The organism is Sphingobium sp. TKS (assembly GCF_001563265.1).
Lineage (GTDB): Bacteria > Pseudomonadota > Alphaproteobacteria > Sphingomonadales > Sphingomonadaceae > Sphingobium.
Genome location: NZ_CP005083.1, coordinates 3,659,405 through 3,671,619 on the forward strand (window position 1 = coordinate 3,659,405; position 12,215 = coordinate 3,671,619).

Genomic DNA, 12,215 nt, shown 5'->3' on the forward strand with positions numbered 1-12,215 from the left:
GCAAGCTGGCGGGTGGAAACGAATTGTTTCGAGTGATGTGGGGCGGGATCGAGCGGCTTCCCACCACTCATGGGAGCGAAGCGCCAGTCGCCCGGAGAGGCTAAAGTTCGGCTTCTTCCAGGACGGGGGCAATCGCCTGCGCCAGCGTCGCGCCGGAATAGGGCTTTTTCAGCAGCGTCACATCACCGAACCGTTCCGGCAAATCCAGCCCATCGCCATAGCCGGTGGCGAAAAGAAAGGAGACGCCCTTTTCCGCCAGCATGTCCGCCACCGGAAGGCTGGTTTCATTGCCGAGGTTGAAGTCCAGCACCGCCAGGTCGACATCATGGATCGCAAGCGCTTCCCGCGCGCGGCCCACGCTGGCGGCGGTGATCACTTCGGCGCCCAGATCGCGCAGCGCATCCTCGCCATCCATGGCGATGATCATATTATCCTCGACCAACAGGACGTTGCGGCCCTTGAGCAGCGTCGGGGTCGGCGCTGGCGCAGGCCTGGCGCGTTCCGTGCCCACCACGTCCGGCAGGATGGAGGCGACATGGGCGGAGGGAATGCAGAAATGCGCCTCCACCCCCGAGAGGCGGTAATTGACCTCCGCCCGGCCACCCAGATCATAGGGGATGGAGCGTTCGATCACCGTCGAGCCGAAGCCCCGGCGCGTGGGCGCGACGACCGCCGGGCCGCCGCTCTCGCACCAGTGAAGCAGCAGACTGCCGTCGCCGTCGACCTCCCAGTCGATCGCCACGCTGCCATTGTCCGACAGCGCGCCATATTTGGCGGCATTGGTCAGCAGTTCGTGGATCACCAGCGCCAGCACCGTGAAGGCCGCAGGGGTGAGCAGCACATTGGGGCCGGTCAGCTTCACCCGGTCGCGGCGCTCGCCCAGATAGGCAGCCGCCTCCACCTCGATCAGGTCATAGAGCCGCGCGGGCGCCCAGCGATCGGCGGTGATCTGGTCATGGGCGCGGGCAAGCGCATGGACGCGGCTTTCCAGCGTGTCGATGAACTGGTCGACCGACTGGGCATTGTCGCGAGTCTGGGACAGCAGACCCCGGATCAGCGAAAGGATGTTGCGAACGCGGTGATTGAGTTCCGCGATCAGCAATTCCTGCTTTTCATGCGCCTTCTGCCGTTCCTCATGGGCGGAATCGGACAGGCGCAGGACGACTTCGAGCAGCGCCGTCCGCAACGCTTCGGCCACGCGCAATTCGGCGGCGGTGAAGGGCACGGCGGTGCCGCGCACCAGTTGCGACCATTCCTCAAAGCTTTTGCGTGGGGTCAGCCGCGGGCCGTTGGGACCATATTCGACATGCTTTTCCGGGCTTCCCGCCCAGCGCACGGAGCGGAGCTGTTCGGCCCGGAACAGGACCACATAGTCGCGCGGACGGCGCGACAGCGGAATGGCGAGCAGTCCCGCCGCCCGATCGGCATAGGCGGATGCTTCAGGCATCAGGCCCGGCAGATGGTCGGTGGTGAAGACCTGGCTGGCCGCCGCCTGGTTCAGCATGGCGACGATCGCCGCGAAGCTCGGCCCGTCCGGGGTCAGGCCGGAAAAGGTCATCTGGCCGTCAATATAGACGCCGACCCCATCCGCGGGAATGGTGTCGAAGATCACATCGCCCAGCCAGCGGGCGTTGGACAGCAGGTCATGGTCCTGCGCGACCGCCGACATCAGCCGGTCGGCCACCTGCCGCGCCTTGCCCTCATAGGCGGCGGTTTCGCTGCGCTCGCGATTTTCGAGCATCATCGAGAAGATCTGGCCGAACAGTTCGGCCGCGCTGCGCTGCGCGAAACTGGGCAGGCGCGGGGCATAATGGTGGCAGGCGAACAGACCCCAGAGCCGCCCCTCGACGATGATCGAGATGGAGAGCGAAGCCCCCACCCCCATATTGCCGAGATATTCGATATGGATGGGCGATACGGCGCGAGTGAGGCACAGCGACATGTCCAGCGCCGCGCCCGAAGGGTCGAGCTGCGGCACGACGGGAACCGGCTTCGCCCGCACGTCGGCAATTACGCGAAAGATGTTGCGCAGATAGAGCGCGCGCGCCTGGGCCGGAATATCCGAAGCCGGATAGTGCAGGCCGAAAAAGCTGTCGATGCCGGGACGGAGCGCTTCGGCCACGACTTCGCCGTCGCCGCCATCAGCGAAGCGATAGACCATCACCCGGTCGAAGCCGGTCAGCGCCCGCACCTGCCGCGCGCCATCGCGCAGGAAGGCGGCCATGCCCTCCGTCTGGCCCAGGCGCGACACCATGGAGCGGACCATGCTGCTCGCTTCCATCTCGTCATGAGCGGCGGGTTCCGCCTCGATCACGACCAGCGATCCGGAGAAATGCACCGCCACATCGAATGGAGCGATCCCATCGACCAGGGCGAGCGAGAAGATGCGTTCCACCGCGTCGGGTCCGCGCAACAGGGTGATGCGGTTGCGCAAGGAATGGACCGCCTCCGCATTGAAGATGCCGCTGACCGGCTGGCCCAGCATCTGTTCGGGCGAAAGGCCGATATGGTCGGCGCTGTTGGCCGAAACGCGCGACACCAGCCAGTCGGCGGTCAGTGCGATCAGAAAGCCGAAGGGTTGGACGGCGCCCAGCACATGGATCGGCTCCCGGTCGCAATTGCTGAGGTCGACGGCGAAATCCCCGGCCGGAATATTGCCGCCATCAGCCATGGACGATCGCCACTTCGTCGCCGGCGGCGGTCGCGAACAGATCGAAGGCTGCTTGCGCGCCACGAATCGCCTCGTCAATCCATTGGTCGCCCCCTTCGGCTGCGGCCTCGTCCAGCGTCCGCTGAAAATCGGCCCATCCCCCCTTGTCATGCGTGGCCGACAGATAGGCATGCGGCAAACCCGGCGCGACCCGGCGAGCGAGCACCGCCCCGCCCAGCCGCGACCCTTCCAGCGTGTAGCGCGCGCCCCAACGAAAGGCATCGGGCAGCGGCATGGGCATCGAAATGGCGAAGGGCATGGGCAAGGCTTCGTCCAGCGCCGCGAGATCCTGCGCCACCATCGGCAGGCGCGGCGCATCGGGCTGGGCGATCTCCTCCAGCGGGGCCAGCGCCCTGGCGTGCGCCTTTAGGAAAGCGGCATAGCTGGACCGTTCCTCAAGCGAAAAACGCGAGAACAGGTCATCCACACGCTGATGGCTTTCCATCGTCGCTTGGCGCAAGGCTTGTCGGGCGCGGCCGGCATTGGGCGTTCTCGTCACTCGACGGTCCTAATGTGGTTCACGGGGCAGCGCACTGATCTGGATCAGCTTTCATTTCCTCCTGTCCCATTTCCAGGATTCCCGCCGCGAAGCGAAATTGTGCGGCGGTCGTGGACCGATGTCCATCGCGCATCAAAAGATTCTTTCAAATCGCTGACAGACAAGTTCAGCATCGCGACATCGCCCGAGTCTTAAAAGCGACATATGAGGGGCAATGGCCCCGTGAAAATGAAGGCTAATGGCATGTTGAGGAAAATGATGCTGGCGGGGTTGATGACCGCGACGGTGCTGGGCGGGATCGCCCCGGCCTACGCCCAGCGAGGCGATGACAACGGCTGGCGCGGACGCGGCGGCGAGCGGTCGGGACGGCCCGATGGCGGGCGCGGCGGTCAGGGCAATGGCCAGGCGCAACGTCAGGACGGCGGCGAGATGCGGCAACAGCAGGCGCAGCGCTGGGAACAGCGGCAGGCGGAACGGCCCGCGCCGGTGGCTCAGCCCCAGGCCCGACCGGACCGGCAGTGGCGCGGCAATGAAGCACGTCCCGAACAACGCGGACCGGACACGGTAACCCGTTGGAACCGTGGCGAACGCCGCTTCGAAACGACGGTTCGCGGCGATGACCGCAACGACCGCAACTGGAACGACCGCGATCGCGACCGCAACCGTCAGGGCTGGCAGGACAACCGGCGCGACGATGATCGCCGGGATCGGGATTGGCGCGACCGCGATCGGCGCGACGACCGCAACGACCGGCGGTGGAGCAATGACGACCGGCGCTGGAATGGCGGCAATCCGGGCTGGAATTCGGGACGGCGTTTCGATGACCGCAACCGTTGGGAAGGACAGCGGCGCTGGGACAGCGGCTGGCGCAACGACCGGCGCTATGACTGGTCGAGCTATCGCTCGCGCTATGGCGATCGCTACCGGATGGGGCGCTATTATGCGCCGCGTGGATGGAGCTACGGATATTCCCGCTATTCGATCGGGATCTTCCTGAATAGCCTGCTCTATTCGAACAGCTACTGGATCGACGATCCCTATTCTTACCGTTTGCCGCCCGCTTACGGCACGCTGCGCTGGGTCCGCTATTATGACGATGCGCTGCTGGTCGATATCCGCGACGGTTATGTGGTGGACGTGATCTACGATTTCTTCTGGTAACGCCGGAAGACAAGCGCTCCTGGACTGGCCTTCAGGAACCACTGGACCCGGAGCCACGTGCTCCGGGCTCTTTTCATTTGCGTGGACATGGGGGCCGGTGGCAGGAGGGCGTCATGAGCGAGATTGTTGACGATGGCGGCGTCGCCTCGATTGTCCGCGCACAGATCGGGGAAACGGTGCGGGCGCGGCTGGACCGCAATCCGATGGTCAGCCGGATCGATGCGCCGCACCTCGAAATCTATGGGCGGCACGAATTTCTGAGCCCGGAGGAATGCGCCGGACTGCGGGAACTGATCGATGCGGGCGCGCAGCCCTCCACCCTGTTTTCCGGCAGCGCCAACGCGGATTACCGCACCAGCGCGAGCTGCAATCTCAGCCCCTGGAGTCCGCTGGTCAGCGCGATCAGCGACCGCATCTGCGCGCTGATGGGCATCGCCCCCGAACATGGCGAGACGTTGCAGGGGCAGCGTTACCAGCCGGGGCAGGAATATAAGGCGCATTGGGACTATTTCCCGGTGACCGCCAATTACTGGCCGAGGATGCTGAAGACGGGCGGACAGCGGAGCTGGACGGCGATGATCTATCTCTCCCCCGTCGAGGCGGGCGGAGAGACGCATTTCCCGCATTGCGAATTCATGGTGCCGCCGGTTCAGGGCATGCTGCTGATGTGGAACAATATGGAGCGGGACGGATCGCCCAACAGCTTCAGCCTGCACGCCGCCCGCCCGGTGGAAAAGGGCAGCAAATATGTCGTCACCAAATGGTTTCGCGAACGGGTCTGGACGCCCTGAAGCGATCCGGCGCTGATACAAACTGCGACATAAATGACTGATTCCTGACTACTTCATTCCCAACCCGTTCAGCCGGCGGGGTGCATATCTCTCTTCGTGGTCGGCGGAACCGGTCGGGCCGGGGAACAGTTACCCCCTTCCCACCGGATTTCAGCCGCCAGGCTATGGGAGAAAACCTATGCGTAAATTGATTATCTTGGGTCTGATGGCCGCTACGGTCATGCCGGGCGCCGCCATGGCCCAGTCCCGCGGCGAAGTGCGCGACAGCGCCCGCGACCTGCGTCAGGAACAGCGAGAGCTGCGCGACGCCCAGCGCTACGGCAGCCGGCACGACGTCCGCGAGGAACGGCGGGACGTGCGCGACGCAAGGCAGGAACTGCGCGAGGATTGGCGCGATTACCGCAGGTCGCACCGCGACGTTTATCGCGGCGGCAACTGGCGGGCGCCCTTCCGTTATAATCGCTGGGAGGCCGGTGCGCGGATCCGGCCGGGCTATTACAACTCGCGCTATTATATCTCCGACCCCTATCGCTATCGCCTGCCCCGTGCCGGCGCGAACCTGCAGTGGGTGAGGCATTATAACGACGTGCTGCTGGTCAACGTGCGGACCGGCCGGGTGATGGAAGTGCATCGCGGCTTCTTCTGGTAAGCCGACCCGCCTTGAATGACGAAACGGCCCCTGGGTTAAGCTTAGGGGCCGTTTCTTTTTGCGCTATGGCGCGTGCGGTCCATTGTGAAGCCCCCTTGGCCGCGCCGCTCGTTTCCGGGCGGGCGCGGCCGATGGCGCGCGCTAGGCGCACCATCAGTCCGAAAGGGGGTGGACCATATGCCGAAACGCCCGAGGCAGCGGAATGTTCCGCCATGTCACCGGCTCAGGCGGCAAGCGCCTGCGCGATCAGGCGGCGGCTGTTGCCGATGCCGTAGAGCGCGATGAAACTGCCCATGCGCGGCCCCTGATCGGCGCCCAGCAATGTCTGGTAGAGCGCCTTGAACCAGTCGCGCAGCTCGGCAAAGCCATAGGCTTCGTCCTTGCCGATGGCATAGACGATATTCTGGATATCCTCCGCCGTGGCATTGCCGGGCAGCGCGGCCAGTTCCTCGTCGAGCTTGCGCAGGGCGGTGGCTTCGCTTTCGGTGGGCGCGCGGCGCTTGAGCGTCGGAGCGACGAAATCGCGGTGATAGGCGAGCGCATGGCCGATCAGCGCGTCCAGTTCCGGATAGGTCTCCGCATTCGCATCCGCGACATAGTTCTGGAGATAGCCCCAGACCTGTTCGCGGCTGGCATCGCCCATCACGCCGACCAGATTGAGCAGTAAGCCGAAAGTGACCGGCAGTTCACCTTCGGGCAGTTCGCCGTCATGAATGTGATGGACGGGGTTGCCGAGCTGCTGCTCGACCGCCTGCTTGGGGTAGTTGCCACGGAACTGCCAATATTCGTCCACCGCGCGGGGGATGACGCCCATGTGGAGTTGCTTGGCCTTTTTCGGCTCGCGATAGGCGTAGAAGGCAAGGCTCTCCTGCGGGCCGTAGGTCAGCCATTGCTCCAGGCTGAGGCCGTTGCCCTTGGACTTGGAGATCTTCTCGCCCTTTTCGTCGAGGAACATCTCGTAATTGAAGCCTTCGGGCGGGCGGGCGCCCAGAGCGCGGCAGATCTTCGACGACTGGGTGACCGAATCGATCAGATCCTTGCCCGCCATCTCATAATCGACACCCAGCGCGACCCAGCGCATCGCCCAGTCGACCTTCCATTGCAGCTTCGCGCCGCCCGAGAGGATCGATTGTTCGATGACCTCGCCCTCATCCTCGAAGCGGATGAGGCCCGTGGCGGCGTCGATCACCTGCACCGGCACCTGAAGCACGATGCCGCTCTTGGGGCTGATCGGCAGGACCGGGGAATAGGTCGCCTGCCGTTCCTTGCGCAGCGTCGGCAGCATGATGTCCATGATGTCCTGATAATGGCGCAGGACGTTCTTGAGCGCCTCATCGAAAGCGCCGGACTTGTAACGCTCTGTGGCCGAAACGAACTCATAGTCGAAGCCGAAGCGGTCGAGAAAATCCCGCAGCATCGCGTTGTTGTGATGCGCGAAGCTCTCGAACTTCTCGAACGGGTCTGGCACCTGCGTCAACGGCTTGCCCAGATGCTGCGTCAGCATCGCCTGATTGGGCACATTGTCGGGCACCTTGCGCAAGCCATCCATATCGTCGCTGAACGCGATCAGGCGGGTCGGGATGTCCGACAGCGCATGATAGGCGTTGCGGACCATGGTGGTGCGCAATACCTCGTTGAACGTGCCGATATGCGGCAAGCCCGAGGGGCCGTAGCCGGTTTCGAACAGGACATAGCCCTTTTCGGGCGCGCCGTTCTGATAGCGTTTCAGGAGCTTGCGGGCTTCCTCATAGGGCCAGGCCTTGGACGCCTGCGCGGCGGTGCGGAGAAGTTCGGACACGGTCATGATGCGCTCCCCTAAGCATTTTCCAGTCAGATGGAAACATCTGCCGATTCGTAAAATGCGAAGGCCAAAGCATCCGCTATGGACGAAAGGGAACGATTTTCAGTGCCAAAGTGGAGACGAATGGCGGGTTTCGGGCGGCCGTCTTTAACTTTGATTAACCCTGATGATGCATATTTATCACGAGCTTAGAGCTGGTCTGACTATGGAGCGGTTGAGGAACGGCGAGGGATTTTGGGTGCTGGACAGGAGTGATTGCCGCCACGATGCGGAGACATCGGGGCAAGATCACGACGCAGCCAGCGCGCAAAAGACCCGCCGGACCGACCCGCTCCATAGTCAGACCAGTTCTTGAGGGGGCTCAGGAGGGACTATGCAGCCGCGCAGCCGTCACAGAATAACCGTCGATATTCCCGTCATCGTGACCACGGTACTCGACAGCCTGGAAGGAACGATCGTCGATTTGAGCGAAGGCGGCGCCCAGATAGCGGGCTGCGGGCTGCCTGTGCGCAGCCAGTGCCAGATCGATTATGACGGCCATGTCGTCTTCGCGACGGTGCAATGGTCGGAAGAAGACCGCATGGGCATCCGCTTCCCCTATGAACTGGCCGACGGGCCGCTGTTCGACCGGCTGGAGATTGCGCGGTCGGCACGGCTTGCGCCGACGGCCTTTCAACCCCGGACCTTGGGCGCGCGCCCTGCGGGTGGATTCGGACGGCGGTTCGGCTGAATCGCCCGTTTTTCAGGTTTCCCTTTTGTTCCCGTTCGCCTAAGCGATATGGGTGATCGATCCCGCCGCCCTGCCCGCCCTTCACGCCAGTCATGGCGGCATCTGGCTCAGGGAAGGCACCGAGACGCAGGCCGTCGCCAAGGGAGCCGCGATCGCGCGAACGGCCGAGACGCCGACGCTGCTGCTGAATGCGCCGCTGACCGGGCAGCGGCTGGGCTATCCCGATCTGAACGGCCTCGATCTGCTGGAACTGTGGGCCTTCATCCATCCGGCGCGCTTTCTGGTGCCAACGCCCAAGGGGCTGGCCGAAGCGCTGAACCTGCCCCGTCCGGCGCGTGAATCGGATATACCCGCATTGTTGCAGGCTGCGACCAGCGCCTTGCTGGCAACGCTGGAATCCCCCTCATGGGCGGAGCGCGAGGGCGGCTGGACGGCGGCGCAATCGCTGCATCGGCTGCGCTGGCCCTGGGCGCCGCTGGTGGCGCCCCGCATCGCTCAGCCGAAGGAGGCGGAGCGCTGGCTCTTTTCCAAGCTTCCGGAATGGGAGGAGGTTCCGCCCCGCCCTGCCCCCCGCTCGGTTTCGCTGCAATCCGACGCAGTGGTGGCGCGGCTGGAGCAGTTGACCGGCGCGGGCGCCGAAGCGCGGCCCGGCCAGCGCGCCTATGCAGCGGCGGCGGCGGACGTCTTCCGGCCCAAGGCGCATCGCGACCAGCCCAATATGCTGCTGGCGGAGGCCGGGACGGGGATCGGCAAGACATTGGGCTATCTCGCCCCCGCCTCGCTCTGGGCCCGGGAAGCGCAGGGGACGGTGTGGATTTCCACCTATACCAAGGCGTTGCAGCGGCAATTGGACCGGGAATCCTTGCGCCTTTTTCCCGATCCCGCCGTGGCGGCGAAGCGGGTGGTGGTGCGCAAGGGGCGGGAAAATTATCTCTGCCTGCTCAATCTTGAGGATGCGCTGCAAGGCGGCTTTTCCGGGCGCGCAGCGATATTGGCGCAACTGGTGGCGCGCTGGGCGGCCTTCACCAAGGATGGCGACATGATCGGCGGCGACCTGCCGGGCTGGCTGCCGACTTTGTTCCGGCGCAACGGTTCCACCGCGCTGACCGATCGGCGCGGCGAGTGCATCTATGCGGGCTGTCCGCATTACCGCAAATGCTTCATCGAGCGATCGGCGCGGGCCTCGGCGGACGCGGATATCGTGATCGCCAATCATGCGCTGGTGATGATCAACGCGGCGCGTGGGCGGGAAACGGGGCAGGCGCCGCAGCGCATCGTGTTCGACGAAGGCCATCATCTGTTCGACGCGGCGGATTCGACCTTTTCCGTTGCCCTGTCGGGGCAGGAGGCGATCGAGCTGCGCCGTTGGGTGATGGGGCCGGAGGGCAATTCGCGCGGACGGCGGCGCGGCCTCGCGGCGCGGCTGTCAGACCTCGCCAGCTATGACGAGCAGGGCGGCGAGGCGATCCGGGCAGCGGCGGAGGCGGCGCGGGCACTCCCCGCCGATGAGTGGCTGAAGCGGATCGTCGCGGGCGAGCCGTTCGGGCCAGTGGAGGAACTGCTCGCGGCGGTGCGCGGCACGGTCTATGCGCGGGCCGCCGATACGGGCGAGGCCGATGCGGGCTATGGGCTGGAAACCGAGCTGGCCGAACCGGATGGCGCGCTGGTCGAGGCGGCGCAGGAGGCGGCTCGGGCGCTGGATGCGCTGCTGCGCCCCCTCACCCATCTGGGCAAGCGGATGGAGGCCGTGATCGAGGATGCGCCCGACTGGCTGGACGGCGCGGCGCGGGCGCGGGTCGAAGGGGCGATCGCCTCGCTGGGCTGGCGGCGCGATCTGGTGACCGCCTGGCTGGCGCTGCTGGCGCGGGCCGGCGGACCGGCGGATGCGGACTTTGTGGACTGGCTGGCAGTCGAGCGGATCGAGGGGCGGGAGTTCGACATCGGCATCCACCGCCACTGGCTGGACCCGACGCGGCCCCTCGCGCAAACGGTGCTGAAACCGGCGCAGGGGGTGCTGATCACCTCCGCCACGCTGAAGGGCGGCGGCGATTGGGACAATGCGATCAGCCGCAGCGGCGCGAACCATTTGCCGCGTGGCGCCGAGCAGTTCGAGGCAAGCAGCCCCTTCGACTATCCGGAACGGTCGGAAGTGCTGATCGTCACCGACATCAAGCGCGGCGACATTGCGGCGCTGTCGGGCGCCTATGCGCGGCTGATCGAGGCGGCGGGCGGCGGAACTTTGGGCCTGTTCACCGCGATCCGGCGGCTGCGCGCCGTCCATGCGCGGATCGCCGACCGGCTGGCGCGGGCGGGACTGCCGCTTTACGCCCAGCATGTCGACCCGATCGATACGGGCACGCTGATCGATATTTTCCGCGACGATCCCCGCGCTTCGCTGCTGGGCACCGATGCGTTGCGCGACGGCGTGGACGTGCCGGGCCATTCGTTGCGGCTGGTGGTGATGGAGGGCGTGCCCTGGTCGAAGCCGACCGTGCTGCATGCCGCACGCAAGCTGGCCGGGGGCGGCAGCGCCTATGACGACCGGCTGATCCGGGCGCGGATGGCGCAGGCCTTCGGGCGATTGATCCGGCGGGCGGAGGACCGGGGAAGCTTCGTCATCCTCTCCGCCGCCATGCCCAGCCGGCTGCTCAGCGCCTTTCCGCCCGGCACGCCGATCCGCCGTATGACGCTGGACGAAGCCATCATATCGGTCAGCGGCCATTCCCGCGCTGGCCTTGGCGGCGATGCAGCGCTAGGGCTTCAGGGACTCGAATCCGGCACCCACGACCTGGAGCAAAAATGAAGCGGTTGATCCTGTTCCGTCACGCCAAGTCCGATTGGGACGATCCGGTTGCGCGGGACTTCGACCGGCCTCTGAACCGTCGTGGCGAGAAGGCCGCGCTGGTGATGGGCGAATTCGCCAAGGCGCGGGGCATCCGGTTCGACATGGTGGTCGCATCCCCTGCGGTGCGGGTGGTGGAAACGCTGAACAGCTTCTTCACCAGCTATGGCGAGGTGGTCGATCCGCATTGGGACCGGCGCATCTATCTGGCCTCCACCCCCACCCTGTTCGAGGTGATCCGCGACCTGCCCGACAGCGCCGACAGCGTGCTGATGTCGGGTCATAATCCGGGGCTGGAGGAATTGATCCTCGATCTCGTCCCCGACGACGGCGCCAGCCCGCTGCGCGAGGATGTGGAGGTGAAATTCCCCACCGCCTCGATCGCGGTCATGGATCTGCCCATCGACCATTGGAGCGAGGCGAAACCCAATATCGCGAGCCTTGCCAGCTTCACCCGTCCACGCGACCTTGATCCGGCTTTGGGGCCGGGATCGCGCTGAGGGGCATGTGACGCCGATCCTCTGGCGACGGGCGGAGGCGCAAGATGCGGCGGCGCTATCGCTACTGGGCGGGGCGACCTTCCTCGCCAGCTTCGCGCATGATCATCCGGGCGACGCGCTGATCGCCCATATCCGCAGCGCGCACGGAGAAGCCTATTATGCGGCGGCGCTGGCCGATCGCGACCAGGTGCTACTGATCGGAGAAACGCCGCTGGGCGCCCCTGTCGGCTATGCCCTGCTGACGCCGCCTGCGCTGCCCATCGAGACGCGGGAGGGCGATCTTGAACTCAAGCGCATCTATCTGCTCTCCGGCTGGCAGGGTGGAGGCAATGGCGCCAGGCTGATGGCGCTGGTGATGGAGGAAGCGCGGTGGCGTGGCGCGAAGCGATTATTGCTGGCGGTCTATGAGCGCAATAAGCAGGCCCAGCGTTTCTATGCGCGGCATGGCTTCACCGAAGTGAGCGAGACGGTCTTCATGGTAGGCGACGTGCCGTTTCGGGATCTGATCTTTGCAGCGCCGCTGGAATGATGA

Annotated in this window: 10 protein-coding genes; 7 read left to right on the forward strand and 3 right to left on the reverse strand. The window is 65.3% G+C overall.

Translation table 11 applies throughout. The features are described 5' to 3' along the window. Window positions 1-100: 100 nt before the first annotated feature. Entirely contained in the window at window positions 101-2,671 is a 2,571-nt protein-coding gene (locus tag K426_RS18035; RefSeq protein ID WP_066560056.1) for an HWE histidine kinase domain-containing protein, read from the reverse strand. After that, complete coding sequence (locus K426_RS18040) at window positions 2,664-3,209, reverse strand: biliverdin-producing heme oxygenase (protein ID WP_237229839.1); 546 nt, start codon at window positions 3,207-3,209, stop codon at window positions 2,664-2,666. The genes K426_RS18035 and K426_RS18040 overlap by 8 nt, the downstream gene beginning before the upstream one ends. Before the next feature lie 243 nt (window positions 3,210-3,452). Here K426_RS18040 and K426_RS18045 point away from each other — a divergent pair, with 243 nt between their 5' ends. From K426_RS18045 to K426_RS18055, 3 genes are all read left to right on the forward strand, one after another. Beyond that, a complete protein-coding gene (locus K426_RS18045; protein ID WP_066561976.1) occupies window positions 3,453-4,370 on the forward strand; it encodes an RcnB family protein in 918 nt (305 codons plus the stop codon). Window positions 4,371-4,483: 113 nt separating this feature from the next. After that, on the forward strand, window positions 4,484-5,161 hold the full coding sequence (locus K426_RS18050) for a prolyl hydroxylase family protein (RefSeq protein WP_066560060.1): 678 nt from the start codon (window positions 4,484-4,486) through the stop codon (window positions 5,159-5,161). 178 nt (window positions 5,162-5,339) lie between these two features. Continuing rightward, window positions 5,340-5,810, forward strand: coding sequence for an RcnB family protein (locus K426_RS18055; protein ID WP_066560061.1), 471 nt, complete (start codon window positions 5,340-5,342; stop codon window positions 5,808-5,810). Window positions 5,811-6,033: 223 nt separating this feature from the next. Here the strand turns inward: K426_RS18055 and K426_RS18060 are convergent, their stop codons facing one another. Then, window positions 6,034-7,614 carry a lysine--tRNA ligase gene (locus tag K426_RS18060; protein ID WP_066560063.1) on the reverse strand — a complete coding sequence of 527 codons (1,581 nt, stop codon included), beginning with the start codon at window positions 7,612-7,614 and terminating at the stop codon, window positions 6,034-6,036. Window positions 7,615-7,984: 370 nt separating this feature from the next. Between K426_RS18060 and K426_RS18070 the strand changes: the two genes are divergently transcribed. From K426_RS18070 to K426_RS18085, 4 genes are read left to right on the forward strand one after another with little or no spacing between them, the layout of a single operon-like run. Further along, the gene (locus K426_RS18070; protein WP_066560071.1) at window positions 7,985-8,341 is read left to right on the forward strand and encodes a PilZ domain-containing protein; all 357 of its coding nucleotides are present in this window, start codon (window positions 7,985-7,987) and stop codon (window positions 8,339-8,341) included. A gap of 52 nt (window positions 8,342-8,393) precedes the next feature. After that, the gene (locus tag K426_RS18075) at window positions 8,394-11,144 is read left to right on the forward strand and encodes an ATP-dependent DNA helicase (RefSeq protein ID WP_066560075.1); all 2,751 of its coding nucleotides are present in this window, start codon (window positions 8,394-8,396) and stop codon (window positions 11,142-11,144) included. Further along, complete coding sequence (locus tag K426_RS18080) at window positions 11,141-11,683, forward strand: SixA phosphatase family protein (protein ID WP_066560079.1); 543 nt, start codon at window positions 11,141-11,143, stop codon at window positions 11,681-11,683. Before K426_RS18075 ends, K426_RS18080 begins: the two co-directional genes overlap by 4 nt. Window positions 11,684-11,690: 7 nt before the next feature. Next, entirely contained in the window at window positions 11,691-12,212 is a 522-nt protein-coding gene (locus K426_RS18085) for a GNAT family N-acetyltransferase (RefSeq protein ID WP_066561978.1), read from the forward strand. Window positions 12,213-12,215 lie beyond the last annotated feature (3 nt).

Bases quoted from the DNA above. Each gene is read 5' to 3' on its own strand.
- K426_RS18035 (WP_066560056.1), bottom strand. From the start codon at position 2,671: ATGGCTGATGGCGGCAATATTCCGGCCGGGGATTTCGCCGTCGACCTC.
- K426_RS18045 (WP_066561976.1), top strand. From the start codon at position 3,453: ATGTTGAGGAAAATGATGCTGGCGGGGTTGATGACCGCGACGGTGCTG.
- K426_RS18050 (WP_066560060.1), top strand. From the start codon at position 4,484: ATGAGCGAGATTGTTGACGATGGCGGCGTCGCCTCGATTGTCCGCGCA.
- K426_RS18055 (WP_066560061.1), top strand. From the start codon at position 5,340: ATGCGTAAATTGATTATCTTGGGTCTGATGGCCGCTACGGTCATGCCG.
- K426_RS18060 (WP_066560063.1), bottom strand. From the start codon at position 7,614: ATGACCGTGTCCGAACTTCTCCGCACCGCCGCGCAGGCGTCCAAGGCC.
- K426_RS18070 (WP_066560071.1), top strand. From the start codon at position 7,985: ATGCAGCCGCGCAGCCGTCACAGAATAACCGTCGATATTCCCGTCATC.
- K426_RS18080 (WP_066560079.1), top strand. From the start codon at position 11,141: ATGAAGCGGTTGATCCTGTTCCGTCACGCCAAGTCCGATTGGGACGAT.